26 protein-coding genes and 1 tRNA gene are annotated in these 25380 nt (G+C 45.8%); 13 read left to right on the plus strand and 14 right to left on the minus strand.

Translation table 11 applies throughout. The annotated features are described in order from the left end of the window. The 5 genes from HY200_05700 to HY200_05720 form a co-directional block, all read right to left on the minus strand. A partial coding sequence (locus tag HY200_05700) for a zf-HC2 domain-containing protein (protein MBI3594436.1) occupies positions 1-939 on the minus strand: 939 nt, incomplete at its 3' end. Further along, on the minus strand, positions 936-1550 hold the full coding sequence (locus HY200_05705; GenBank protein ID MBI3594437.1) for a sigma-70 family RNA polymerase sigma factor: 615 nt from the start codon (positions 1548-1550) through the stop codon (positions 936-938). The genes HY200_05705 and HY200_05700, both read right to left, overlap by 4 nt. A 101-nt stretch (positions 1551-1651) precedes the next feature. Continuing rightward, complete coding sequence (locus HY200_05710; GenBank protein MBI3594438.1) at positions 1652-3043, minus strand: sigma-54-dependent Fis family transcriptional regulator; 1392 nt, start codon at positions 3041-3043, stop codon at positions 1652-1654. 38 nt (positions 3044-3081) lie between these two features. Continuing rightward, on the minus strand, positions 3082-5745 hold the full coding sequence (locus tag HY200_05715) for a UPF0182 family protein (GenBank protein ID MBI3594439.1): 2664 nt from the start codon (positions 5743-5745) through the stop codon (positions 3082-3084). A gap of 16 nt (positions 5746-5761) precedes the next feature. After that, positions 5762-6496, minus strand: a complete 735-nt coding sequence (locus HY200_05720; protein MBI3594440.1) for a Stp1/IreP family PP2C-type Ser/Thr phosphatase — start codon at positions 6494-6496, stop codon at positions 5762-5764. 132 nt (positions 6497-6628) lie between these two features. On the opposite strand from HY200_05720, the gene ispE reads away from it, so the two are divergent. The 11 genes from ispE to HY200_05775 all read left to right on the plus strand — a co-directional run bounded on the left by ispE (position 6629) and on the right by HY200_05775 (position 15344). Continuing rightward, complete coding sequence (gene ispE / locus HY200_05725; GenBank protein ID MBI3594441.1) at positions 6629-7495, plus strand: 4-(cytidine 5'-diphospho)-2-C-methyl-D-erythritol kinase; 867 nt, start codon at positions 6629-6631, stop codon at positions 7493-7495. A gap of 48 nt (positions 7496-7543) precedes the next feature. Then, positions 7544-7615, plus strand: a tRNA-Gln gene (locus HY200_05730). 63 nt (positions 7616-7678) lie between these two features. Beyond that, positions 7679-8614: a ribose-phosphate pyrophosphokinase gene (locus HY200_05735; GenBank protein ID MBI3594442.1), complete on the plus strand. Its 936-nt coding sequence runs from the start codon at positions 7679-7681 to the stop codon at positions 8612-8614. A gap of 64 nt (positions 8615-8678) precedes the next feature. Continuing rightward, complete coding sequence (locus HY200_05740; protein ID MBI3594443.1) at positions 8679-9404, plus strand: 50S ribosomal protein L25; 726 nt, start codon at positions 8679-8681, stop codon at positions 9402-9404. Between the two features lie 2 nt (positions 9405-9406). Then, positions 9407-9985 (plus strand): aminoacyl-tRNA hydrolase, encoded by a 579-nt coding sequence (locus HY200_05745; GenBank protein MBI3594444.1) that lies wholly within the window; start codon positions 9407-9409, stop codon positions 9983-9985. Positions 9986-10014: 29 nt separating this feature from the next. Then, complete coding sequence (locus HY200_05750; GenBank protein MBI3594445.1) at positions 10015-12051, plus strand: sodium-translocating pyrophosphatase; 2037 nt, start codon at positions 10015-10017, stop codon at positions 12049-12051. A gap of 39 nt (positions 12052-12090) precedes the next feature. Further along, a complete protein-coding gene (gene ychF, locus HY200_05755) occupies positions 12091-13179 on the plus strand; it encodes a redox-regulated ATPase YchF (GenBank protein ID MBI3594446.1) in 1089 nt (362 codons plus the stop codon). Between the two features lie 101 nt (positions 13180-13280). Next, positions 13281-13652: a 30S ribosomal protein S6 gene (gene rpsF, locus HY200_05760; GenBank protein MBI3594447.1), complete on the plus strand. Its 372-nt coding sequence runs from the start codon at positions 13281-13283 to the stop codon at positions 13650-13652. Between the two features lie 25 nt (positions 13653-13677). After that, the gene (locus HY200_05765; protein MBI3594448.1) at positions 13678-14073 is read left to right on the plus strand and encodes a single-stranded DNA-binding protein; all 396 of its coding nucleotides are present in this window, start codon (positions 13678-13680) and stop codon (positions 14071-14073) included. Between the two features lie 34 nt (positions 14074-14107). After that, positions 14108-14365 carry a 30S ribosomal protein S18 gene (locus tag HY200_05770; protein ID MBI3594449.1) on the plus strand — a complete coding sequence of 86 codons (258 nt, stop codon included), beginning with the start codon at positions 14108-14110 and terminating at the stop codon, positions 14363-14365. A 28-nt stretch (positions 14366-14393) separates the two neighbouring features. Beyond that, the gene (locus HY200_05775; protein MBI3594450.1) at positions 14394-15344 is read left to right on the plus strand and encodes a DUF2232 domain-containing protein; all 951 of its coding nucleotides are present in this window, start codon (positions 14394-14396) and stop codon (positions 15342-15344) included. Here the strand turns inward: HY200_05775 and HY200_05780 are convergent. Further along, the gene (locus HY200_05780; GenBank protein ID MBI3594451.1) at positions 15341-15817 is read right to left on the minus strand and encodes a DUF4388 domain-containing protein; all 477 of its coding nucleotides are present in this window, start codon (positions 15815-15817) and stop codon (positions 15341-15343) included. The two genes, HY200_05775 and HY200_05780, sit on opposite strands and share 4 nt — an antisense overlap. Positions 15818-15955: 138 nt before the next feature. Further along, a complete protein-coding gene (locus HY200_05785; GenBank protein ID MBI3594452.1) occupies positions 15956-17224 on the minus strand; it encodes an HDOD domain-containing protein in 1269 nt (422 codons plus the stop codon). Between the two features lie 701 nt (positions 17225-17925). Between HY200_05785 and HY200_05790 the strand changes: the two genes are divergently transcribed. Both HY200_05790 and HY200_05795 read left to right on the plus strand, forming a co-directional pair. Further along, entirely contained in the window at positions 17926-18177 is a 252-nt protein-coding gene (locus HY200_05790) for a hypothetical protein (GenBank protein ID MBI3594453.1), read from the plus strand. Between the two features lie 167 nt (positions 18178-18344). Next, positions 18345-19064 carry a carboxypeptidase regulatory-like domain-containing protein gene (locus tag HY200_05795; protein ID MBI3594454.1) on the plus strand — a complete coding sequence of 240 codons (720 nt, stop codon included), beginning with the start codon at positions 18345-18347 and terminating at the stop codon, positions 19062-19064. A gap of 103 nt (positions 19065-19167) precedes the next feature. Here HY200_05795 and HY200_05800 read toward each other — a convergent pair whose 3' ends face one another. From HY200_05800 to HY200_05830, 7 genes are all read right to left on the minus strand, one after another. Next, the gene (locus HY200_05800) at positions 19168-20442 is read right to left on the minus strand and encodes an EAL domain-containing protein (GenBank protein ID MBI3594455.1); all 1275 of its coding nucleotides are present in this window, start codon (positions 20440-20442) and stop codon (positions 19168-19170) included. Between the two features lie 83 nt (positions 20443-20525). Next, positions 20526-21347, minus strand: coding sequence for a metal ABC transporter permease (locus HY200_05805; protein ID MBI3594456.1), 822 nt, complete (start codon positions 21345-21347; stop codon positions 20526-20528). Continuing rightward, positions 21340-22146, minus strand: a complete 807-nt coding sequence (locus HY200_05810) for a metal ABC transporter ATP-binding protein (GenBank protein ID MBI3594457.1) — start codon at positions 22144-22146, stop codon at positions 21340-21342. Before HY200_05810 ends, HY200_05805 begins: the two co-directional genes overlap by 8 nt. A gap of 1 nt (position 22147) precedes the next feature. Beyond that, complete coding sequence (locus tag HY200_05815; GenBank protein ID MBI3594458.1) at positions 22148-23056, minus strand: zinc ABC transporter substrate-binding protein; 909 nt, start codon at positions 23054-23056, stop codon at positions 22148-22150. After that, on the minus strand, positions 23046-23777 hold the full coding sequence (gene rsmI / locus HY200_05820; GenBank protein MBI3594459.1) for a 16S rRNA (cytidine(1402)-2'-O)-methyltransferase: 732 nt from the start codon (positions 23775-23777) through the stop codon (positions 23046-23048). The genes HY200_05815 and rsmI overlap by 11 nt, the downstream gene beginning before the upstream one ends. A 42-nt stretch (positions 23778-23819) precedes the next feature. Further along, entirely contained in the window at positions 23820-24269 is a 450-nt protein-coding gene (locus HY200_05825) for a hypothetical protein (GenBank protein ID MBI3594460.1), read from the minus strand. A gap of 30 nt (positions 24270-24299) precedes the next feature. Continuing rightward, positions 24300-25361: a hypothetical protein gene (locus HY200_05830; GenBank protein ID MBI3594461.1), complete on the minus strand. Its 1062-nt coding sequence runs from the start codon at positions 25359-25361 to the stop codon at positions 24300-24302. Positions 25362-25380 lie beyond the last annotated feature (19 nt).

Here is a 25380-nt window from a genome sequence, read left to right on the forward strand (position 1 = left end):
CATCCCGTCTTTTCCGGCGAAATTCTTCCAATACCGTTTTGTCTTAATCTGCTTCTCGTCCCCTTCTTTGGTAAAAAGATGGAGCGTCACGGTGGACATCTGGTCGTTCGCCATGTAGGCTTCAGACTTCTTTTTCATGATTTCTAATCCCGTTATTTTGTTCGAAGCGGCGAGTCCTGTGGTTAAGGGAGCTCCACCGGCGGAAGAACTGGGAGACGGGAGAGCGGGAAGAGTGGGAGCGTCGGCTAAAGATTTTACTTGAAGGGTTTCTTCTTTCGCTGTATCTGACTCTTTTTCACTCTTCACACTATTTTCATCAAGTTTGGACAGGAGAGCCTCTTTGCTTTTTGCCCTTAAAGAGGGCCGATTTAATGATTGCATCGGTTCGGATTTGTCCAACTCGACCGCCGGAGCGGATTTCTCGGATAACGGCATAGCTGCTTTTGGGGTTTTAACAGAAACCTGGGGTGACGGGACCGGAGCAACGAGATCGGTTTCCGGTGCAGATTGATTCATCTTATCTTTACTTAACCTCACGGGAGCCTTTGTGGCTTCCTGTACAACAGCCGGTGCCAATTGAGAGAGTTGAACGGGTCTGTTTTTTTCCAGATGGAAAATAGCGTAAAGTATCCCTCCAAACAGAAGGACGACAAGACCATAGGCCATTTCCCTGAATCCGAAAAAGGACAAACTCTTTTCGAACCGGATTTTCTTTTTCTCTTCCTCTTTGACACGAGCCATCACTCGTCCAGAGAAACCGGCCGGAACATCGACTTTCCGAAGATTTTTAACCGCACCAATCACTTTTAAAAGGGTCTCCAGCTCCTCCCGGCATACGGTACAACTGGCAAGGTGTTGTCGAATCGCGGTTTTCTCGTCATCGGGAAAAACCGAATCCAGATAATATGACAATTTATCTTTGACTTCCTGGCAGTTCATCTCCCCTCTCCGCAATGTTTATTAATATAGGGGGTTAAACGTTTCTTTAACCCCATCCGTGCGCGGTGCAGACGCGATTTTACAGTGCCGATGGGAATGTCGAGAATCATCGAGATCTCCTCATAGGATCGCTCTTCGAAATCGTTTAACAATATGATGGCTCTCTCTTCCGGTTTCAACAGGTGAATCTCTTTCTGAACAATCCTCTGAATCTCTTTTTGATTTTGTTGCATCTCTGGGTCGGGACCTGGATTTTGAAACTGCAGCACGGGTGGATGACTCGAATCATTTTCTACCGGATCAATCGGACGATTTCTTTGAATTGATAAAATAAGGCTTTTCTTCTTATTTTTTGCCCGGTTGACAGCGATTCGAAAGAGCCAGGTCGAGAATCTTGATTCACCTCTGAAATGGAAAATCGAACGGTAGGCGGCCAGAAAGACTTCCTGTGCGACGTCTTCGGCGTCGTGATAATTTCCCAGATACCTCAACAAGAAGTTAAAAACCGCTTTTTCATGATTTTTGATCAATTCTTCAAAACATTCGACCTGGCCGTCCTGAATACTTTGAACCAATGGCCATTCCGGATCAGCATTTAGAGGTTTAGACAATTGATTGATCCACAAAGTTCCCTGCGTGAGAAATTGGGTTGTTAATTAAAGATTAATGATTTTCGAAAGGGTGGGACAAATCAATCCCGGAATCAATAGGCTTATTTCTCTGTTGACGCAATTTCATCAATGGAGATCCCCAGAATCTGGAGTTTATAGGCAAGCATTCGTCGGCTGATCCCGAGTGATTGGGCGGCGCGAGTTTGGACGTAGTGGTTTTTTTTCAGGGCTTTCAGAATCAGATTTTTTTCGAATTCCTTTACGGTGGATTCAAAATCAACCTCTCTGCCAGCAGAATCATCCGGACTGGAAGAGTTCCTGGAGGCGGAGCGGTAGCTCGCCGGAATATCTTCGACGGATATGGTGATTCCCGAAGAGAGAGTAAATATTCTGGAGATGACATTTTCCAATTCCCGGACATTTCCCGGCCAATCATATTGAATAAGAAGGCTGAGCGCTTCCGGGGTGAGTTCCTTCACGGGCTTATTTTCTTCGGTCGCTTTTTTTCTCAGAAAATGTTTAACCAGGAGGCCAATATCTTCTTTGCGCTCTCTCAATGAAGGGAGGTAGAGCGGAACGACATTGATCCGATAATAGAGGTCGCTTCGGAACGTCCCTTTTTTGACCGCCTCTTCCAGGTTCTTATTCGTTGCGGTAATCAGTCGGACATCTGATTTGATAGTTTGACTTCCTCCCACTCTCATAAATTCTCTCTCCTGGATTACGCGGAGAATTTTGGCCTGTGTGGTCAGACTCAGGTCGCCGATTTCATCGAGAAACAGTGTGCCCTCATGAGCCGCCTCAAACTGACCGATTCTTTTCCCCTGGGCGTCGGTAAATGCGCCCCGTTCATGACCGAAGAGTTCGCTCTCGATCAAAGTTTCAGGTATTGCCGCGCAGTTGATTGCGACAAAGGGTCTGTTCTTCCGGTTGCTGTTATAGTGAAGCGCCCGGGCTACAAGCTCTTTTCCGGTACCGCTCTCTCCTGTGATCAGCACAGTTGTTTTGGTATCTGCCAATAATTCAATCTTTTCATAAATTTCATTCATGACCTGGCTGATTCCGACCAGATGCTCGAAGTTATACAGGGTGTCAATTTCCTGGTGAAGCCGCAGGACCTCTTTTTCCAATGAGGTTTTAGAGAGGACATTTCCAATGACCAATACGAGTTCCTCCGGATCGAAGGGTTTGGTCAGATAATCGGTGGCTCCCGCCTTCATCGCTTCGACGGCAGATTTGACCATAGCGGTTCCGGTCAGCATAATGACGGGGAGGAGGGGTTTCAACAGCCGGATGCTCTTTAACACTTCAATGCCGTTCATCTGGGGCATGGAGAGATCGAGAAGAACCAGATCGATCTCTTCTTGAGTGAGTAGTTTTAATCCTTCTTCTCCACCCGGGGCCATCTGAAGCCCGAATCGATCCTTCAAAGTAACTCTGAGCGATTCCCTGATGGTGGCTTCGTCATCGATAATGAGTAGCGTTCGCAATATTTAAATTCTCCTTCGTTCTGAAATCAATTCATTCTTGTCTATCGTGCCAGCTGATGTAAGGTTTCTTCCAGTTGATGGATAGATTCTCCGTATTTAGTCCAGTTGCCTTCTTTGAGATAAGTTTGGGCTCTTTGATATTGCTCAAGAGCTGTTTTGGCCAGGGAGAGTGTCGCTCCTTTAGGACTGGTTTCCAGAGTCGCAGAGGGAAGATCAGTGAGCTTCTTTCCACCAAAAAGACTCTGTAAGGCGGTTTCCAGATTCTCCTCCATGACCAGCTTGTTTCCGTATGCAACGATGACCCTTCTTAGTTCTGGAAGAGAGCCTGCTTCCGCTGCCAGATAAAGCGGTTCGATATACAAGAGCGAGTCTTCGATAGGTATGACCAGGAGGCTTCCCCGGATAACCTGGGATCCCCGCTGATTCCAGAGTGACAATTGCTGTGAAATAAATGCATCCTGATCGATTCGGGCTTCAACCTGTCTCGGGCCATAAACCAGCTTCTGCTTTGGAAAGGTATACATCACGAGTTTTCCATAATGAGGCTCGTCGGATCTTGCGGCGATCCAGGCAATCATATTATCCCTCTTGGACGGAGTGAATGAATTCAGGAGCACAAACTCCTCTTTATTTTCATTCGGGAGTTTCATGATTGTGTAATAGGGTTCCATGGATTTATCACCCTTCCGGGGAATATTGAAGAGGTCTTCTTTGTTATAAAAAGTCTGAGAATCTTTCATATGGTAGGTGGAATAGAGGTACGTCTGAAGATTAAACATGTCCACCGGATACCGGATATGACTCCGTAAATCGGAAGGCATATCAGACAGCGGCAGAAATAGCCCGGGGTAGATCTTTGCGTAAGATTGAATGATCGGATCGTCCGGATCGGAAATGAAAAGGCGAATCGTTCCATCATAGGCATCGACAGCGACTTTTAAAGAATTGCGAATATAGTTGCCAAAACCTGAAACGGGCTGGGAGTAGGGGACCATGGAAGAGGTGGTGTACCCGTCCAACATCCAGATCAGCCGGCCTTGATCAGAAATAACCATATAAGCATCCTGGTCCAGCAATATAAAGGGGATCAGTTTGGAAACTCTCTCCTGGATATTCCGGAAAAAGATAATTCGGGAGTCGGAGGTCAGGTCATTGGACAGAATAATCTTTAAGCTTCCGAAATAGGCCGAGAAAATTAATTTCTTTCCGAATGTTTCCAGCGGGACTCCGCCCGTTCCTTGATAAGTCGTGTAAATGTTTGAATCTCCGGAAGGATAATCAAACTCCTTGGCTTTGGTTCGTACGAAGATATATTCATTGGGAATCTCGCCGTAATAAATTTCGGGCCGGGTAATTTTCAAAGAAAGGCTGGAAGAAGGAGGGATATCCTTGATAAAAAATTCGGGTAAACCTTCTTTAGAGATCCGGTTGACCGGACCCAGTGAGACTCCGTAACCATGGGTAAAAGTCAAATGTTCATTAATCCAGTTTCGAATGGGGAGATTCTTGTAGGTGAGTTCACGCGGGGAAAGGGTGACCTGGCGATATTCTCCGTTGATCCAGTATCGGTCGTTATCGACATCAAGAAAATCATAGTAAGGCCGGATCTGCTGTAACTGGCGGTAGGTTACTGCAAGGGGAGCGTGATCCCAGAGCCGTACATTTTTTAGAGTGGACTCATTACGATTCAAAACAGGGGCCGATAAATTCTCCTCAACAGGAAAGTCTCTGACCTCGATCTTGTTCAGGTTATAGGCAAAACGGGTGCTCTCGATATTATTTTCAATATAGGGTTTTTCGAGCATAAACTCATTGGGTGCGACTTTGAATCGCTGAACGAACTCCGGATAAAGATTTTCCCCGACAAAGTGAACGAGGACCATGATGCCGATTATGAATACCGGGAGCGTGTATCCTTTCCTGAAACTGCTCACAATCATCAGGAGGCTGGCCAGGACGGCAAGAGAGATCAAGAACTTTAAAACGGGCAGCAAGGCGTGTACGTCTGAATAGACTGCCCCAAATATCATGCCTCTTTTTGAATAGAGGAGGTTATAGATATCAATTTGATAGCCCCAGGCCATGACCAGGAAAAACAGAGCTCCCAGAAGAGAAAGATGTTGAACCGGTTGCTGGTCAATTGAGAAACCTTGCGGGTTAATTCGTATCCCTTCTTTAAAAATATAAAAGAGGAGGACAAAAATGAGGGTAATGACCAGAGTCCCGAAAAGCCAGTGCTGCAGGAAGATTAGAAATGGAAGCTTAAAAACATAAAAGCCATAATCCATTCCCAGAAGCGGATCTGTTTTGCCAAATGCCGTGGGATGAGTAAAGAGAAGAAATCCCTTCCATTCTCCAGACCCCTGCATCCCGGCTAAAAATGCTCCAATGCCAGAAACCAGCAAGATGACGCGGTGAAAAAAGTTTTTCAAAACATGATACAAAGGAACATTGAGTTGTTGTTGCCACATGCCCAAGGTCCGGTTGGTTTTGAATCGGTAGACCCACAGGAGATTAACGTAGGTCATTAGAAAAAAAAGAACCGCAAGTCCTGTGCCCAGCTTTAATTCGGTCAGAATGGTTGTTGAAAAGACCTGTTCAAAATGGATTTCCGAATACCAGAGAGAATCGACGTAGAGGGAAATCAGATCTCCGGAGAAGAAAAGGAGGAGAATCAGCAGACCGACAGCCATGATATTTTTCATTCACACCCCTGAACTGTTAGATGACCTCAATCAGCATGGCGGTTACATTATCGGAACCGCCTGAATCGTTGGCCTGTTGAATCAGTCGTTTATTTTTTGATTCAAGATCTTCCGGGCCGTTCAAGATTTCTTCTATTTTATCTTTGGTAAGCATATTGGAAAGGCCGTCGGTACAAAGAAGCAAAACATCACCTTGAAGAAGCGGGAGATTGAGGAAATCCACTTCGACCTGCTCCTGTGGGCCGACCGCTCTGCTGAGAACGTGACGGAGGGGATGATGTTCAATTTCGCTCTCTTGCAATAATCCCTTGGCCAGGTAGTCGTTGACTAACGTGTGATCTGATGTCACCTGCCTTAAATTGTTTTTTCTGAAGAGATAGGCTCTGCTGTCACCCACGTAGGCGATTGATGCATGATCCGCATGGATCCAGGTGGCGACGACCGTAGTTCCCATTCCGGACTGTCCAGGGTTCTTCTTTCCTTCCGAAAAAATTTTAAAATTTGCCTTTTGAATGGATTCGTTTAAATAGTGGGAAATCTGTTCAAATTGTACTTCCTGGAGTTGTTTTCTTTCACGAAGAACCTGATAAATGGTTTCTACAGCCAGTTTGCTGGCAATATCCCCTGCTTTATGGCCACCCATTCCATCGGCCACAATATACAGGGAGGTATCGGGAAATGCCCCCCAGGAATCTTCGTTCCCTTTTCTGACTTTTCCTATATCGCTTAGCGCGGAGACTTTGATCGGCATCGTTCCCTTGATTGAGATGAAATATTTTATAGAAGTCATCCTGTAATGTCTAGGCCAAACTCGGCTGAGCATGGCTACCAATTCCTTTTTCCATTCCCTTTAAATTCCGAAAACGGTAATATACCGGCTAGCATGACAAAAAGATCTTATGCCAAAATCAATTTAATATTAAAAATCCTTGATCGAAGAAAAGATGGCTACCACACTCTTTTTTCACTTTTTCAACGAATCGATTTATGGGACGAGTTATCGTTTGAGCCAGAAGGTGATCGAATCGTGCTTGAATCAGCTTGTGCCCTTCTTCCTCTGGATCGAACTAATCTCATTTTCCAAGCAGTTGAACTCCTGTGTAATAAATCAAATAAAAACAGAGGCTTGAGGGTAAAGATTCAGAAGAACATCCCTATGGGAGCCGGGCTGGGAGGGGGAAGCAGCAATGCAGCGACGACCCTCCTTGAAATGAATAAGGAGTGGAAATTGGGGTACACGACCGAAGATCTTGCGAAAATGGGAGAGTCCCTCGGCAGCGATATTCCTTTCTTCTGTCATCAGGTTTCAACGGCCTGGGTCCGTGGACGGGGTGAAAAGGTTCAACCCGCTTCTTTCAGTCCGAATCTCTGGATTCTGCTGATCTTTCCTGGTTTTGCAATTGGGACGCGCGAGGCTTATTCCCTATGGGATCAGGCCCATTCAGAGCAGAAAAATAAATTGACAATAAATGGCAATAATAATACAATCTCAAGTTTTCAAACCTTGAATGACCGATCTTACTGGAACCACCTTGAAAACGATTTTGAATCGGTTTTGTTCGACCGATTCCCCGTTTTTAAAGTGATCAAAGAATGTTTATTTGAACAGGGTGCCGATAAAGTCTTGATGAGCGGCAGCGGGTCCACGCTTTACGGCGTTTATCAAAGCGAAAAAAAAGCCAAAGCGGCCGAGGAATCCCTGAAAAAAGCGTTTCCCGATCATTTTGTTCAGCTCGTCCGTACGATTTAGCGCATTGCAGAACCGCATTCAGGACGAGGCGAATAAAAAAAATTAAATTGGGGCGTCGACAAGCGGTAAGTCACGAGATTTTGGATCTCGCATGCCCAGGTTCGAATCCTGGCGCCCCAGCTACATTGTTTGAGTCTGTTTAAATAGCCTTTCAACCGGATTTAAAGGATATTAAGTCGCCCTATGGAAATGAAAGTTTTTACCGGTAACGCAAATATTCCGCTGGTGAAGGAAATTTGTGAATATCTTTCGATCTCTCTTGGAAAGGCGAAAGTATCCCAGTTTAGCGATGGCGAGGTTCAGGTTCGACTTGACGAAAATGTCAGGGGAATGGATATTTTCGTCATTCAGTCCACTTCGGATCCCGCGGACCGCCATCTGATGGAAATGTTAATTATGATCGACGCGTTGAAGAGGGCGTCGGCAGGACGAATCACCGCGGTGATTCCCTATTTTGGTTATGCGCGCCAGGACCGTAAGGATCAGCCGCGAGTGCCGATTACGGCAAAGTTGATTTCGGACCTGATCGCTACGGCGGGTGCAAACCGGGTATTGACTATGGATCTTCATGCGGGACAGATCCAGGGTTTTTTTAATATCCCGGTGGATAACCTTTATGCGACGCCGGTGTTACTGGACTATTTCAAAACGGAAGGGATGAAAGACATCGTGGTTGTTTCTCCTGACGCTGGCGGAGTTGAAAGGGCCAGAGCCTATGCAAAAAGATTGCAGGCTGGGCTGGGGATCATCGACAAAAGGCGGGAAGGCCCAAACCATGCGACCGTAATGAACTTGATCGGAGATGTGAGAAATAAGGACGTTTTGATGGTAGACGATATGATTGATACCGCTGGAACCATTGCGGAAGGAGCAAAAGCAGTTCGGGAGGCCGGGGCCAAGAGAATTATTGCGGGATGTACCCACGGCGTATTATCAGGTCCGGCCATCAAAAGATTGATCGAGTCTCCCATCGACCAGATTGTCGTCACGAACACCATTCGACTCAACCACAAAAACGAGGAATGTAAGAAAATAAAGGTCCTTTCGGTAGCCCCGTTGCTTGGCGAAGCAATAAAAAGAATTCATATTGAAGAATCAGTCAGTTCACTATTTGTTTAGGCCAAGGAGAGCCTCAAGGATCAGGTTTTTTAGGAAAATGTTGTATTTATAGAAAGGGAGAATCATGCAAAAGGTAGATTTATTGGTTAAAAAAAGAGATGCTAGCGGAAAAGGTCCGGCTCGTCAGCTGAGGGCAAAAGGATTGATTCCGGCTGTCCTGTACGGAGGCGGAAAAGCAACCGGAATCACGCTGAATCCTCTCGATGTTCATAAAATCGTTCATTCCAAAAGCGGCGAAAATACGATGCTGAATATGAAATTTGAAGGAGAGTCAGGCCAAAGCGATCGATTGGCTATCTTCAGGGATTTTCAAAAAGATCCTTTGACGGGGGCCGTTCTCCATGTCGACCTGTTTGAGATTTCGATCGATAAGCCGATTCGCGTGAATGTTCCGCTGGAAATGACCGGTTCGCCTTTGGGTGTCAAAGAGGGGGGTGTCCTTCAACATCTGATCCGGGAGGTGGAAATCGAAGGTCTTCCTCTGGCCATTCCAGACCACCTTAAATTTGATGTTTCTTCTCTGGCTATCGGTCAGGCGGTCCATGTTGATGAAATCCCGCTGGTAGAAGGAATAAAAATGTTGTCCGAAGGAAGACAGGTGGTCGTCTCCATTTCGGCTCCAATGTCTGAAGAAAAACTTTCTGCCCTTCTTGAGGCAACACCGAAAGAGGTGAAAGAACCTGAACTGGTTGGAAAGAAGAAGGAAGAAGAAGGGACGCCTGCTGTGGAGGGGAAGGGAGAAGCAAAACCGAAAAAAGAGGAGGAGAAGAAAGAGCCTAAAGCCAAATAGCCATGTATTTTATCGTGGGATTGGGCAATCCCGGTCGAAAATACGAGATGACCCGCCACAACGTGGGTTTCAGAGTGGTCGGTCGTTTGTCCGAAGAATACCGGATACCCATTCATAGCAAGAATAAGTTATACGAAGCAGGTTCCGGGGCGCTCTGCAACTTTAATGTGCTTCTGGTCAAACCGCTCACTTTTATGAATCGGAGCGGTTTGGTGGTCCGTCAATTAATAGATTACTTCCACGAAGATGCATCTCAATTGATTGTCATTCATGATGATCTTGATATCCCCTTTGGTCAAATCCGGATTAAATTAAACGGTGGAGCGGGAGGACATAATGGTCTTGCCTCCATTATGGATTCGCTTCAGACAGACCAGTTCTTGCGAATTCGCGTGGGCATAGGGCGTCCTCAGGATAAAGAAGATGCTGCCAATTACGTTCTGGAGCCCTTTTCAAACGAGGAGGAAAAGATATTGGGGGAAGTTATCAGCAATTCAACTAAAGCTGTTCAGGAAATTTTAAGTTTTGGTCCGGTACAAGCGATGAATTTATTTAATCAGAGAAAATCGCAATCATCTTAAATCAGTTAATAGGGAGTGGAGATTAAGGCATGAATTTAACAGAGGAATTTTTAGCGTTTTCTTTTTTATGTGCCATAGCCGCAATTGTATATGGATTCTTTCTATCGAAATGGATCATGAAACAAAGTCCAGGCTCAGAAAAGATGCAGGCCATTGCTCATGCGATCCAGGAGGGAGCCCAGGCCTTTCTTAACCGGCAATATACGACGATTGGAATGGTCGGTCTGGTCCTTTTTGCCGTTTTATGGATATTTCTTGGTGCGACGACGGCGGTCGGGTTCTTTATTGGTGCCGTTTTATCGGCGACCGCGGGCTATGTCGGGATGAACATTTCTGTTCGTGCCAATGTCCGGACAGCCGAAGCCTCCAAGTCGGGATTGGCCAGTGGACTCGAAGTGGCGGTCAAAGGGGGATCGGTAACAGGCCTCCTGGTAGTCGGACTCGGACTTTTAGGCGTCGCGGGTTATTACGCGGTTCTTTACTATATGGCTCCGTCCGGATCAACGATTTCAATTACCCCCCTTATCGGGCTTGGATTTGGAGGCAGTTTGATCAGTCTATTTGCCAGACTCGGAGGAGGAATCTACACGAAAGCGGCAGATGTGGGAGCAGACCTGGTAGGAAAAGTGGAAGCGGGAATTCCGGAAGATGATCCTAGAAATCCGGCAGTTATCGCCGATAACGTGGGCGATAATGTCGGCGACTGCGCGGGCATGGCAGCCGATCTGTTTGAAACATACGCCGTGACAATTATTTCGGCCATGCTGCTCGGACAGCTCACTTTCGGAAATTCTCCGAAAGCGCTCCTCTACCCGATCGTGCTTGGAGCCGTCTCGATCCTGGCCTCGATCATCGGGTCTTTTTTCATCAAGCTGGGTCCTAGCAAGAATATTATGGGGGCTCTTTATAAAGGACTTTTTGTAGCGGGCCTCCTGTCGGCGGCTGCGTTTTATCCGGTTACCAAGATTCTGATGGAAGGAGTAGGCGCGACGCCGGTGATCAATCTTTATTACACAGCTTTGATCGGCCTGATTGTGACCGCGGCTCTGGTCGTTATTACGGAATACTACACTTCGACCAGTTTTGCACCGGTTCGGCATATCGCGGAAGCTTCTAAAACGGGGCACGGCACAAACATTATTGCGGGGCTTGCAGTCGGTATGAAGTCGACGGCGCTTCCAGTTCTGGTGATCGGAGCAGGGATCCTGATATCCTATTATTTCGCAGACATTTACGGTGTTGCCATTGCGGCGGTCTCGATGCTTTCCATGGCGGGTATTATCGTGGCCCTGGATGCGTATGGGCCTATTACCGATAACGCAGGGGGTATTGCCGAAATGTCCGGTATGGATAAATCCGTTCGAGCGGCGGTGACCGATCCTCTCGATGCCGTAGGCAATACGACCAAAGCAGTGACAAAGGGATACGCCATCGGCTCAGCAGCCCTTGCTGCGGTTGTCCTGTTTTCTTCCTATACCCAGGATCTGAACGTAAAACTCTTAAAGGTGGTCGTCTTTACGCTGAGCGATCCGTTTGTTCTGGTGGGACTCTTTATCGGAGGTCTTCTTCCATATCTTTTCAGTGCCTTGAGTATGGAAGCGGTGGGTAGAGCAGCTGGGGAGATTGTTGAAGAGGTTCGGAGACAATTTAGAGAGATCCCGGGAATTATGGAGGGCACAAGCAAGCCGGATTATGGAAAAGCGGTGGACATTGTCACGAAGTCGGCAATCCGGGAGATGATCCTCCCTGGCATTATACCGGTGGTTATTCCCATTGTCGTCGGGCTGGGGCTTGGGCCCAAGGCACTGGGGGGAGTTCTGGTTGGAAGTATTGTGACAGGGCTTTTTGTGGCGATTTCGATGACCAGCGGAGGCGGCGCATGGGATAACGCAAAAAAATATATTGAAGAGGGCCATTTCGGAGGTAAGGGGAGCGAAGCCCACAAAGCGGCCGTGACTGGCGATACCGTTGGTGATCCATATAAAGATACGGCGGGTCCGGCTATTAATCCGATGATCAAAATCATCAATATCGTTGCGTTGCTTCTCGTCCCATTGATGAAATAACTCGGAATCCCGAGAGCTTAGTGAGACACTTGTTCAATTATGGGAATTAATTGCGGGATTCTCGGTCTTCCAAACGTGGGAAAATCGACCTTATTCAATGCGCTTACGGCTGCAAAAGCACAAGTTGCAAACTATCCATTTTGTACCATTGATCCCAATGTGGGGATTGTGGCCGTGCCTGACACGAGGCTTCAAAAACTTTCTGAGCTTTACCGGCCTAAAAAGGAGACGCCAGCTACCGTTGAATTTGTCGATATTGCCGGATTGGTTAAAGGAGCGAGCCAGGGAGAAGGATTGGGAAATAAATTTCTTTCCCATGTTCGTGAAGTCAATGCGTTGGTTCATGTCGTTCGGTGTTTTGAGGACCCTGACGTCGTCCATGTTCATGGTGAAGTCAATCCGATTCATGACATTGAAATAATCGAAACGGAGCTTGCGCTTGCGGATCTCGAGGCACTTCTCAAGAGAATCGATAGAGCCGAAAAAAAGAAGAAAACAGGGGATAAATCTGCAGTTCGGGAGATGGAGTTTCTCCAGCGCCTGAAGGGCATCCTGGAAGCCGGTGAGCGAATGCCGGACCTTTCCGCTGAAGAAAAAGTCTGGCTAAGGGAATATAACCTGTTAACGGCGAAACCTGTACTTTACCTGGCCAATGTTTCGGAAAAGGATATTCGCACAGGAAACAGATGGCTGGAGCAGGTCAAGGAGATCGCGGCAAAGAAAAAGACTGATTTTGTGGTGGTCAGTGGCGCGATTGAAGCCGAAATTGCGACCCTCACCCTTGAGGAGAAGAAAGAGTATCTTGCGGAGCTTGGACTTGAGGAATCGGGATTAGCCCGTCTGATCCGGAAGGCGTATCATATTTTAAGTCTGATCACCTTTTTTACGGCGGGAAAAGATGAATGTCGTGCCTGGACGATTTTGAACGGGACACGTGCTCCACAGGCGGCAGGCCAGATCCACTCGGATATTGAAAAAGGATTTATTCGTGCCGAAGTATTTAGATACGAGGATCTCATTCTGAATAAGACCGAAGCGGCGATTAAGGAGAAGGGGCTGCTCCGTCTGGAAGGAAAAGAGTATATTGTTCAGGATGGAGATGTCATTTATTTCAGGTTTAATGTGTAACAATAGCGTACCAAACTGAACTGCAATCTGGCAGTTCAGTGTCATCAATCCTTGCTGCTTCCACACTGAGAAGTGGCTTAAAATCCATAAGGAGGATTACCATGTTAAATGATTACGAGTGTCTCTATATTACCAGGCCCTCATTGACGGAGGACGAAGTGACGGGAGTCAATGAAAAGGTGAGGAGTTTGGTCGAAAAAAATGGAGGTTCAATTACCAAGATTGAAAACTGGGGAAAGAAAAAGCTCTCCTACGAAGTGAAAAAGGAGAAGAAGGGAATATATCTGCTGACACATATCAAAGGACCGGGTAATCTGGTGACTGAACTGGAGAATCATTTGAAAATTCAGGATAGCGTCATTAAATTTCTTACCGTAAAACTCAATTTGAAAGTTGAAGCTGCCAAGGCGGAAAGAGCGGGAAGACTGGTAGAGTCTCAGAGAGAAAAGGCGCTGGAACCGATCAGCGAGTAAAAAATCCTCAAAGGAGATCGTTAATATGGCGAGTTTTAATAAAATCATTTTAATGGGAAACTTAACTAAGGATCCTGAAATCCGCTATACGCCGAATGGAACTGCTGTTGCAAATTTCCGAATGGCCGTAAATCGCCGATATAAGCAGGGTGATGAGACCAAGGAAGATGCTTGCTTTATCGATATTGTGGTCTTCGGTAAACAGGGAGAGAGCTGTGGTCAATATCTTCACAAAGGCAACGGCGTGATTGTGGACGGACGCCTTCAGGAAAGGCGATGGGAGACGGAAGACGGACAAAAAAGAAGCAAGTATGAAGTCGTGGCTCAAAGTGTTCAGTTCCTTCCCAAGAAGGAAGGACCCGGTTCCGGCGGCGAAGGAATGGCGGATGACATGATGGATAATAATGACGTTCCGTTTTAAGCGAAATGGGGACAATTGAAAGGAAAGTTTAAATATGAAGGAATCCAAGGACAAGAAGGACAAAGGCGAGAAGAAGAGTTTCCAGAGAAAGAAAATGTGTCGATTTTGCGGCGACAAAATTGAATATATTGATTACAAAGATCTCGTCACCTTAAAAAACTTTCTCACAGAACGAGGAAAAATCATACCGAGAAGAATTTCTGGAAACTGCGCTGGTCATCAGCGCCAGCTCATGATTTCTATTAAAAGAGCTCGAAATATCGCATTACTGGCGTTCGCGGAAGAACGTTAAAAATTCGCAGACCGGAGGGAGCAAGACCGTGGCTGACGGCAAAAAATATCCCTGGATAGAGATCGCCGTCATCATCGCAGTTGTCTTCTTCCTGGGCACGTCAATGTATTACCGGAACTGGACCGGATTTGCAGTCGGACTCATCTCTTTTGCCCCGATCGTCCTGTTCTACCTTCACTATTCAAAAAAACTCTTCCTGGCCGCCAGCGTCATTTTGATGCTCGGTTTCCTCTCTTTGACCGGCTGGATCGAAGCCCTGTTTCTAGTTTTGATCTATCTTGTCTCCTCTATACTCATCGCTGAAATGCTCCGGAGAAACCGTGCTCCTGAGGAGATTGTCTTTTCCGGAATTTTCCCTTCGCTTATTTCAGGAATTGGCCTTTGGATAGTCCAGTCTTTTCGAATTCATGAAAATCCCATTGTCTATTTCAAGGAAATCACCCTTCAAAATTTGAAAGAAACGGTTCATTATTATGAAAGAATCGGGATGGACAAGGAAAAGATCGACATATTAAACGCGTCACTCAACGACTTGGCGTCCTGGTTTTTGTACCTATTCCCCGGCATTTATATTGCGGGATTGATTTTCATGATCTTTCTGAATTATCTTCTAGTTCGTTTTATTCTCGTCAAGATGGAAAAAAAGGGATTTTCATTCAAACCGCTCTCTTCCTGGCGGGCAACGGATCATCTGATATGGGGATTTATTTTCTCCGGAGTTCTTCTCCTTTTACCTCTCGGGGAGACGAAAATCCTGGGTGGGAATCTCCTGATCGTGTTCATGTTGCTCTATTTTTTTCAGGGCCTTGCTCTCGTCGCTTATTTTTTTAATAGGAGAGGCGTTAAACCGATCTGGCAGTTTTTCTCATATTTTCTGCTTTTGATTTGGCCTCTTTTGGGGATTATCGTGGCTTTATTTGGGTTATTTGATATTTGGATTGATTTCAGGAAATTAAGGAATACGAAAACCCCGGCCTAGACCTCTTCTCCGAGTTTCAAGATGACTCCCGAAACAATGTCGCCAAGGTCAATCGGCATGGGGATGATGTTTTGGGGAAGTTCTCCTTCCAAAAATTCGTATTTCCCCCCGGGTTCCCAGAGAAAAATACTTAAAATGATTTCTTTAATCTGGATTTTGAGTCCGGCAAAAAGGTCTTTCGGCGTGATGACGCCCATTTCAACAAGTATTGATCCTTGCCTTTTTCCGGTTTTTTTAATCAGGTCTGAAGAAATCTTATAATGTTCTTGAGTGATCTTGCCGGATTTCAAAAGGACATCACCCAACCGGTCGTCATTTTCAGAAGATGAGGCGTAGATCAAATTTCCCTCCTTAAAAAAAAGAGATTTGATCGCCTTGTCCTGATAGATGGTGAGAATGCCAGTAATCTTTTTGGAGCGAATCCCTTCCAGGATATCGGGCAGATCGTTGAAAGTGTAATTTCCACTGGTCATAAATGGACGCTTCTCTCCAGACTTGCAGTCTTGTTCATTATAATAAATGGTACGCGCTTGTCAATCAGATATCATTAGACTTCGCACCGTAGAGATGAGCGAGCTTAATAAGCGGGTCGACTCTTTGAAACGGGGAATTCAGCTTTTGGCGGCACCTGCTGGAGACATCTCGCCCAACCAGCTAAAGGCTTTCATCTGCGCGGAAAGAACATCTTCCTGTTTTAGCTGTAGTTCTGTCAGCTGGTCTTCTGTGACCCAGGAGCCGGGGTTTTCCATGAGCTCGGCGAGCTCTAGAAGCTGACCGAGAGTTCCCCCTCTTTTTGGCGACAGCGCTTCTTTTATCGTTTCAGAAAGATTGAGGCTTGTGACCATTTCATCCAGGGTGATCTTATACTGGCTTTCAAATAGGGAAAGCATGCCGATCATATACGCCTGGTCGATGGTGTCCCGGTTTGCACGAAGGAGCGGGTGCGAAGCGGCAAGTTGTTCCATGAAAGTGGCCCGAACTGCCGCCATATCGACGAGAGGGTTTTCCATTCCCTTGCTGTCGTCAGAAGCGAATAGGGCGAGTTGAACCCATCTCTGAAGTTTTTGTCGGCCGACAATGGCCAGGGCATGCCGAACGGTTTCTACTTTCTGGCGAAGACCCAGTGAAACTGAATTGACTAATAGAAGGAGTTTATAGGTCAGTACGGAACTTCCCCGGAAAACTTTTTCAATTGCGTCCATTTCTGCATCTTCCGATAAGAGACGCATCAATTTGAATAGCGATGAAGAAGCTTCGTCAATTGGTTTTTTTTCAATGACAGAGGGTTTGGCAAAGAAGTATCCCTGGAAAAGGTCGAAGCCGAGGCCCCGGCACTGGAGAAATTCCTCCCGAGTTTCCACTTTTTCAGCAAGAAGTTTTACCGGATAAGTTCGGAACTGCTTTACAGCTTGTGTAAGCTGTTCGGTCGACATTCTAAAAGGATGAACTTTGATGGTGTGGATAATTTTATAAAGGAGATCGAATGCAGGATTGAAATCATGATCATCCAGTGAAAGTTCAAATCCTGTTTCCTTCAAGGTGCTGCAGCGCAGGAGCAATTCCGGTGTCACCGAAATCGTTCCCGGGAGTTCCAGAATAATTCTTTCCTTCGGAAGAAGTTCAACGACGTCTCCCATGAGAAGCTCAATATCCGCCTTAATGAGACCTTTGTAAGCGCCCAAAATCTGATCGAGTCCGAATCGGGAGACGATATTCATAATACCATTAGCGACGGTGTAGGAAATGTCTTTTCCGGGTTCAACCTGGGCGGGTCCCGCCGTAGAACGAAAATAGAGCTCGTAAGCCACGGTCTCATCTTTCATATTGAGAATGGGCTGCCTCCCAATAAGATAGTTCTCTTTTCGTTTTTCAGGTCCCATTGTTTGGTTTCCTGTGACTAAGAATCAGGTTCAATTTGAAACTTCGGTCTATGAATAGTGGACCGCGGATTTGAATTTGATTACACTATAAATCATAACTGACTGGATTTATTTGTCAAGTTGACGCAGAAACACGTGGAGAACTTTTCATTTAGATTCCAGAGGATTACGCATCAGGTGTGCCCGGTCAAACTTTTTTATTCTACCCGCAGGTGGTACAGTCAACCTGTTGATGATCAGCACAAATCCCGATTTGATGCGCGCTACAATATCTTATTCCAGACGCGGGATCAATGTCCGCGGCGCATCGCAAACACTTGTCATTTCTCCCCACTTCAGGAATACGACAGAATCCCACACCTTCATCTAAATGGTCCGCGATGACCAACTATCCCTCACGATACTGAACGTGATTCGTGTCAAAAATAAAGAATTTATCTTCGTGTAAAATAATATCCGGTCGATCGGAATAAACTTTCACTTTTTTAAAAAATTGTCCTCTTCGGTCATATAAACTTATTACCGTCATGAAAGATACCTCCATTTTTTGACTGGACCCGTGTCAGTTAAATAAACGGGCCCTCATTTGAGGCCATCTTAGATGAGTTTTCTTTGAAATGCAAAATTCTGAATGGACTGGAGGAGAAAGTTGAAGTCAGAAAAGGAGTGACAATAAGATCTAAACGTGGCATTGTCTTGGTATGCTTAAACGAAGAACCACAAAAAAATCAAAAGATATAAATAAATTAGCGGCTTTCATTGTCAATGCGATCACTCAGAATGAATCGGCATTAAGCCAAATGAAAGAAAAAAGACTTGGCAACCTGACGCCCGGAAGATTGTGGGAAATGAAAGAGAGTCGGGCCTTTGCCGAAAAGAAATCAGCCAAAATCAGGGGCAAGATTGCCCTGAAAGCCGCATTGGAAAGGTGGTCCCAGTCTCATTTGAAATAGGACCATCATTCATATCATTCGGGAGTACAGCGCCCTGCGCCGGTTTCCGGTCTGTTTGAACTGACGTAATAAAAAAGGTCTCCCCGATTCTACCCAAGCTTTCTCCTTGATTCTTCATTCGAATTTGACTTGTTTGTCCAGAAGTTTCATAATCGGAAATAAACCATATGAAAACATTGTTTTTAAAGACGGTCTTTCTCTTTCTTGGGACATTTTCTTTTGTCTTATGTTTACGTGAAACTGCCTCATGGGGCGCGAATATAAACGGATCTTTGACAGGCAAGGTCCGGTATTTTGGATCGGCTCCTCTGCCTGAATCTGAAGCCATCAAATCTGATTCAGAGGTGTGCGGATCGAATTATTTAGAGGAAACATTAGTTAATTTTGAAAATAAGGGAGTTAAGAATGCCATTATCAGCCTGAAAAAAAAATTGAACCCCTTGGAATCAGGAGAGACAGAAAAAAGAATCTACCTTATAAGCAAAAAATGTCATATTGAACCCTATGTGACTGCGATTCAGGTTGAGAACAGTCTAAGCATCGAGAATTCAGATCCCATTTTGCATGTATTGAAGTTTTCTCATAAAGACCAGGTTCTGTATACTTTACCATTACCTCCGCATGGGAAACTGGTCAAAAAAATCAATCAACTCGGCCTCATTCAAACGACGTGCGTTATTCATTCCTTTATGAAGTCGTATATCGCGGTGCTGGATACACCCAATTATCTGCTCAGCGATCTCGATGGCTCGTTTCGTTTCCAAACTCTCGACCCCGGCAAATATAGATTGTCCATCTGGCATAAATCATTTGGATCGATAGAAAAGGACATTGAGGTTCCTTCTGGAAGGAACCTAACCCTGAATTTCGAATTGGAGCAAAAATAGGAGTTGCGAAACTGATCCGGTCTTCTTCTAAGAAAATGAAGTAAATTGGAATGGGGTTAACAAAGATGACACGATTGGAAGCGGCTTCACGTAATCCCCCTGGTTAAATTTTCCCTGCAGGGGCGGGAGACATCTCACCGGTCCAGTTATAGGCCTTCATCTGCGCCGCCAGAATGTCTTCCGTTGATGAGCCAAAATCTTCAAGAAGAGCAGGCGTAATGAGTACGGAGCCAGGTTGTTCCATGAGCTCTGCCAGTTTAAGGAGTTTTCCAATTGGTCCCTGGCGTTCCGGAGAAAGCGCTTCCCGTATGGAATCGGAAAGATTCAGGCTGGTGACTATTTCCTCGAGCGTGATGTTGTAGAGAGACTCAAAAAGGGAGAGCATCCCCACCATGAAGGCCTGGTCGGCATGTTCGCGGTTGTTTCTGAGCTGAGGGTGGCGACTGGCGAGATGTTCCATAAAGGTAGCACGAACTGCGGCCATATCCATTAACGGATTGTCCGTCCCCATGCTGTCGTCAGAGGCAAACATGGCCAATTGAACCCACCGCTTCAGCCGCTGTCTTCCGACGATCGCAATCGCGTGCCGTACCGTCTGTATTTTTTCCCGCACTCCCATTCCCACTGAATTGACCAAGAGAAGGAGCTTGTAAGTCAGGCTGGAGCTCCCTCGAAATATTTTTTCGATAAGATCCAATTCGGCGTCATCTGAAAGTAGTCGCATTAATTTGAGAAGTCCCGCGGCATCTTCATCGATCGGTTTCTTTTCCAATACAGAAGGTCTCGCGAAGAAATAGCCCTGAAAAAGGTCAAAGCCCCAATCCGTACACTTTTGATATTCCTCTCTCGACTCCACCTTTTCGGCTAAAATCTTTAACGGAAATTTTCGAAAATTCTGAATCATTCTGACTAATTGATCTTCGGGCAGCCTGAATGGATGTATTTTAGTCATGTGAACGATTTGATACAGCGGTTCCAGACCGGGATTAAAATGATGCCTGTCCATAACCATCTCAAATCCGGCTTCTCTCAGGTCAGAACACCTGTTGATGTATTCCGGAGTGACCGAGTGAATTTCCGGCAGTTCCAGGACGATCCGTTCTTTGGGCAAAAGTTCGATCGCATCCCCCATCAACAGGTCGTGGTCGATCTTGATCAGGCCTTTATGTTTTCCTACAATTTGATCGAGTCCGAATTGGGAGAGGAGATTGATTATGCCATGTGCCATGGCATACGGCGCGTTTCCCATCAGCTCAGACTTCGAGGATAGCGTGCTGGAACGAAAGATAATTTCAAAAGCGACCGTTTCGCCCTTTAAATTAAGAATTGGCTGGCGGCTGATAAAGAAATTTCTGTTTTTTTGATCCAGATTTATCATTTTTTACCCGGGGTACTCTTTCTAAATGATAGATCAGGCAATTCCCCTGTCAAGTCTGACGGGTCAGCAGGAACGGGCGGGTATTACTTAAATAGACCAAATCGTCTGTTTTTTTGTGAAAAAAGAACAGAGATAAAAAAGAGAGACGCGGCCAAAAGAACGATGGTGGCCCCTGAAGGGAGATCATATCCATACGAGATCAATACCCCGCCGACAGAAGAAGAGACTCCGAAGGCAACCGAGAGGATCATCATCGTTTTCATCCGGTGCGCAAACTGATAGGCCGAAGCTGCCGGTATAATAATCATGGCGAATACCAGGAGCGCTCCGACCGCTTTAAATGAAATAACGATGGTTAAGGCAATCAGAGTGAGAAGGAGAAAGAAAAATCTTCGAGCGGGAATTCCGGAAGCTTCTGCCATATCCTGATCAAAGGTTATAAAATGAAACTCTTTGTAGAAAAAGAAGACGAGGAGCAAAACCGCACTGCCGAGAGATAGGATGATAACCAGGTCTGCGCGGGTAACCGAAAGAATGCTTCCAAAGAGGTACCCGTAAACTTCCGCATTATATTCTTTCATGAGACCGATAAAGAGAATGGCCAGAGCCATCATCAAGGTATAAAAAATACCCGTAGAGACGTCCAGGCCCGATTTCCCTTTGTCATAGAGCGTTCCGATCGTCCAAACGGTCCCCAATCCAAAGACGATCGCCAGGAGGAACGGATTCCACCCCATCAAATAGCCGAGCGTAACACCCCCGAAAGCGGCGTGAGAAGTTCCTGCACCGATGAAAGAGAGCCCCTTTAATATGACAAAGACCCCGATAACGGAGCAGAGCGTCCCGATAATCAGCGATGAGAGGAGTGCTCTCTGCATGAATTCATACTGGAGAAAATCAGCCATGGTGGTCTTCCATGATGACATAAGCTCCCCGTTCTCTTTCGAGAATCATCACCTCTTTCCCATAGACTTTGCTCAGAATATCCTTCACCAGAATTTCTTTCGGTTTTCCGCAGGCAATGATATTTTTATTCAATAAAACTAGCCTGTCGATAAAAGGAGAAATCATATTAATTTCATGGGTAACGAAGATAATTGTCAGACGAAGTTCTTTGTGAAGCTTCCGGATTAATTCGATAATGGAATGAGAAGTAGGAGAATCAATGCCTGTCGTGGGTTCGTCTAAGAGAAGTATTTCAGGATTCTGAGCGAGAGCACGAGCGATAAAAACGCGTCTTTGCTGTCCGCCCGATAGATTACCCAACGGCGTATCCTGAAAGATTCCCATCGCCACATTTTCGAGTGCCGCCTGGACAATTTGCCTGTCTTTTGCCCCGGGCCTTTTCCATAGTCCGATAGAACTGTAGCGCCCCATCAACACAGTTTCAAATACCGTAATTGGAAAATGGGGGTCGACGGAGTCTTTTTGAGGGACATATCCGATTCTGGCCCGATGGTGACACTGAAGTTTTTCGCAATCACAATCAAAAATTTGGAGCGTTCCCTCCTGAGGGGTAATTAAACCAAGAATGGCCCTCAGGAAAGTGGTTTTCCCTGAACCGTTTGGACCAATGATTCCGATGAATTCACCTGGCTTTATTTCAAGAGAAATATTGATCAGAGCAGATTCTTTATGATATCCAAACGAAGCATTTTTGAAATGTATCAGGGAAGAGTTAACTAATTTTTCAGATGTTTGCATTTTAATCTTTGATTGCGGCGATAATCTGGTGGACGTTATATTCGATCAGAGAGATATAGGTTTCGGTTCCCGGAATGGCTCCGGTCAACGGCGACAGAATCACCAAACGGGCACCTGATTCCACCGCAATCATCTGGGGAATTTTATTGCTGAGTTGGGGCTCAGAAATGATCACACGAATCTTTTCCTTTCTAATGAGCTGAATGAGTGCTCGAATCTGCTTTGCAGAAGGTTCTGCGCCAATTTGTGTCATAAGGTTTCCGGCCACTTTCAACCCGAATCGCCTGGCGAAATAGGGCCAGGCCGGGTGCTGCGTAATGATGGTCTTATTCTTGAGTCCTTTCAGTTCTGAAATAAGGATCATTTCAGTCTGATCGAGTTTCATGAGATAGAGGCCCTGGTTTTTCAAATAAAAATCTTTATGGGCAGTATCAATTTTAATCAGATCCTCCGTAATTTCTCTGACCATAATTTTCGCATTTTCCGGATCAAGCCAGATGTGGGGGTTCCCGCCGTCATGGGAATCTGCGTCTTCTCTCGCTGGGTTTCTTTCTTCATCCCGCATCAAAGGGATTCCGTTGGATGTGGTAATCAGGACAAGTGACGGATTTTCCGCATTGGCAATGAGTCCTTTTACCCAAACTTCCAGGCCGAGACCCACTTGGACCATCATGCGGGCATTCTTAATTGCAAGAATATCACCAGGTTTAGGTGTATAAGTATGTTCGCTTTCCATTCCGGTCAAGAGCGTGGTAACAGAAACCCGGTTCTGGCCGACCTGTTCGACAAAATCTTTTAAAAAAGGGAGCGTGGTTACGATATTTATTTTATTTTCTTCTCCCCCTGTTGGTTGGCAGAACATGAGAATAAAGAAGGCAGAGCTCACCAGGAACCGAAATCTATTCCTCATAAAGGTTCTCCCGCAGAGTGCCCTGGCTATCTTTTTTTTGACGTTTCTTCTTTTGTCTCCCTTCTATCAAAAGCGTCAATTCTCCTTTGACCTGCCATTTCCGCTGAGTAATTTCTGAAAGAGTTCCGTAAATAAACTCCTCGAATTTTTTGGTGAGTTCCCGGGCGATAACAGCTCTTCGGTCCCCGAACGCAATCTGAAACTCATCCAGAACAGCAAGAATTCGATGAGGAGATTCAAAAAAAATCAATGTCTTTTTCGTATCCTTGAGTTCTTCCATCATTTTCAGCCTGGCAGCTTTCTTTCGAGGCAAAAAGCCGTTGAAAATGAATCCGTCTGTGGGAAGTCCGGAAGCGGAAAGGGCCGTCAAGACCGCAGAAGGTCCGGGAAGGGGAATCACTTTGATCCCGCATGCAATAGCCTGATTAATAAGCAGATATCCCGGGTCGGACACGGTAGGCGTTCCGGCGTCTGAAACCAAAGCAACCTGGCGGCCTTCCAGGAGGAGTTTAACAAGTACAGGGGCCTTTTCTTCCTTATTAAAGTCATGATAGCTTGTCAAAGTTTTTGAGATTTCAAAATGGGAGAGAAGATTTTGCGTATGACGCGTGTCCTCGCATGCGACGACGTCCGCTTCCTTTAAAATTCGAATTGCCCGAAGCGTCATATCTTCGAGATTTCCGATTGGTGTTGGAATGATATAAAGATTCCCCTGAGTCATGCGCTTAAGGAGTATACACGATGACCGGGGTAATTTAAATCCTTAACTCTTTTTCTCTCGGGAGTGGCACCGGCCACAATCAAACAGCGGAAAAGCGACCTTTCCATGGCACCTGCCGCAAAATTCTCCTTTGAAGATTCTTTGCATCGAAACCGGATTGGCTCCCGCTCTTGGAATAAAAATGGAAGGATGACAATTAATACAGTCGAGCCATTGCGTGTGTGGAAAATGAGGAAATACGACGTCCTTGAGGGGAAATCGTTTATCGATTTTAAATACAATATTCAAATCAAGAGGAGGGATAGGTGGCGCCAACGGATCGAGACTGTCACTCGGACGAATGGGACCTTTTTGAATCGCTATAACCCAATCAATATAACCTGCGGGGGTCACGGGAAGGTATTCAAGGGCAACGGACTGGGCGGGCTGGTCATTGGGAAAGACCGGATTAAATGGAGCGACAGCGCAAGAGGAGCAGACCCAAGAAATCATAAGAATTATCCCGAATTTCATCTTCATCGGTCAGGGGAGGCGCTTTCTGATCTGAAATCGATAGAGGTCGCTTTCTGCAGGTTCTCGCCACCCGAGGTATACGGACTGGAAATCCGAAATGAGAATGGGATTTAACCTGAAATCGCCGGGAGAACTTTCAGGAGGAAGTTCGATTATTTTGCTTTCTCCTTCGAGAGTCAGTGTTTGGGCGGCTATTTTGGGTATTCCAAGAAGGTCCCAATTTTCCCAGGCGATCAGGAGCGTTTCATGATCGGGGACTAGGACCGGATTGAATGACTTTCCGCCAAGTCGGATCAGTCTGGAATTTTCAGATTTCCATCCTTCCGGAGTTAAATGGCGGAGCTGGATCGTAAATTGCTCGTCAGCGCTCCTTTCCTGAAAGATTGCAAAGAGATTATTTTTAAAGATTGCGAGAGAAGGATTGAATGCCTGCATTTTCTGATTTTGATTTAATGCTGACGGCGATCTTAACCATTTTCCATCTTCCAGCACAGCATGATATATTTGGAAGACTCTCGTTTCATCGGATTCTGCCCAGATCAAATGTCCTTTATTGCCGGAAAACAGCAAAAAAGGAGCCTGGGTAATGTGCTGCGCTTCCAGTCCGAAACCGGCACCGACGGGAATCCAGGTTTCGCCGTTCCAATGTTTAATATAAAGTTTGGACCATTCTTTTTCACCTGTTTCATTCCAGGTCAGGTATGGCAATCCATTTAAAAAGGCAAGCATCGGACTTCTAGCGTCTTTTTCGGGCTTGTTATTTAATGCTCCCCCTAAATTTTCCCATTCCGATCCATTCCACTGCTTGACGTAAAGCTGGGAGATATTGGAGTCATTCTTTTCGGTCCACGTCAAAAATAGATTTTTCCCGTTTGTGGCAATAAATGGGGCCGAGGAGGAGTAAAAGCGATCCCTGTTTAGGCTCCTTCCAATCTGTTCCCAGGCGAAGCCGTCTTTCAATCTCCTGATATAAACTTGTTGAATGCCATGTAAATCGGATTCGGTCCAGGCGACATACAGTTCGTTCTTCCAAAAGGTCATGCTTGGCGTGAGTACATGTCTGCTGGTCAAAGTTTCAGGAAGCGGGGTC

It is taken from the genome of Nitrospirota bacterium, assembly GCA_016194305.1.
In the GTDB taxonomy this organism is placed as follows: Bacteria; Nitrospirota; Nitrospiria; order JACQBW01; family JACQBW01; genus JACQBW01.

Bases quoted from the DNA above. Each gene is read 5' to 3' on its own strand.
- HY200_05715 (MBI3594439.1), bottom strand. From the start codon at position 5,745: ATGAAAAATATCATGGCTGTCGGTCTGCTGATTCTCCTCCTTTTCTTC.
- HY200_05720 (MBI3594440.1), bottom strand. From the start codon at position 6,496: ATGCCGATCAAAGTCTCCGCGCTAAGCGATATAGGAAAAGTCAGAAAA.
- ispE (MBI3594441.1), top strand. From the start codon at position 6,629: ATGACAAAAAGATCTTATGCCAAAATCAATTTAATATTAAAAATCCTT.
- HY200_05735 (MBI3594442.1), top strand. From the start codon at position 7,679: ATGGAAATGAAAGTTTTTACCGGTAACGCAAATATTCCGCTGGTGAAG.
- HY200_05740 (MBI3594443.1), top strand. From the start codon at position 8,679: ATGCAAAAGGTAGATTTATTGGTTAAAAAAAGAGATGCTAGCGGAAAA.
- HY200_05745 (MBI3594444.1), top strand. From the start codon at position 9,407: ATGTATTTTATCGTGGGATTGGGCAATCCCGGTCGAAAATACGAGATG.
- HY200_05750 (MBI3594445.1), top strand. From the start codon at position 10,015: ATGAATTTAACAGAGGAATTTTTAGCGTTTTCTTTTTTATGTGCCATA.
- ychF (MBI3594446.1), top strand. From the start codon at position 12,091: ATGGGAATTAATTGCGGGATTCTCGGTCTTCCAAACGTGGGAAAATCG.
- rpsF (MBI3594447.1), top strand. From the start codon at position 13,281: ATGTTAAATGATTACGAGTGTCTCTATATTACCAGGCCCTCATTGACG.
- HY200_05765 (MBI3594448.1), top strand. From the start codon at position 13,678: ATGGCGAGTTTTAATAAAATCATTTTAATGGGAAACTTAACTAAGGAT.
- HY200_05770 (MBI3594449.1), top strand. From the start codon at position 14,108: ATGAAGGAATCCAAGGACAAGAAGGACAAAGGCGAGAAGAAGAGTTTC.
- HY200_05780 (MBI3594451.1), bottom strand. From the start codon at position 15,817: ATGACCAGTGGAAATTACACTTTCAACGATCTGCCCGATATCCTGGAA.
- HY200_05785 (MBI3594452.1), bottom strand. From the start codon at position 17,224: ATGGGACCTGAAAAACGAAAAGAGAACTATCTTATTGGGAGGCAGCCC.
- HY200_05790 (MBI3594453.1), top strand. From the start codon at position 17,926: ATGCTTAAACGAAGAACCACAAAAAAATCAAAAGATATAAATAAATTA.
- HY200_05795 (MBI3594454.1), top strand. From the start codon at position 18,345: ATGAAAACATTGTTTTTAAAGACGGTCTTTCTCTTTCTTGGGACATTT.
- HY200_05800 (MBI3594455.1), bottom strand. From the start codon at position 20,442: ATGATAAATCTGGATCAAAAAAACAGAAATTTCTTTATCAGCCGCCAG.
- HY200_05805 (MBI3594456.1), bottom strand. From the start codon at position 21,347: ATGGCTGATTTTCTCCAGTATGAATTCATGCAGAGAGCACTCCTCTCA.
- HY200_05810 (MBI3594457.1), bottom strand. From the start codon at position 22,146: ATGCAAACATCTGAAAAATTAGTTAACTCTTCCCTGATACATTTCAAA.
- HY200_05815 (MBI3594458.1), bottom strand. From the start codon at position 23,056: ATGAGGAATAGATTTCGGTTCCTGGTGAGCTCTGCCTTCTTTATTCTC.
- rsmI (MBI3594459.1), bottom strand. From the start codon at position 23,777: ATGACTCAGGGGAATCTTTATATCATTCCAACACCAATCGGAAATCTC.
- HY200_05825 (MBI3594460.1), bottom strand. From the start codon at position 24,269: ATGATTTCTTGGGTCTGCTCCTCTTGCGCTGTCGCTCCATTTAATCCG.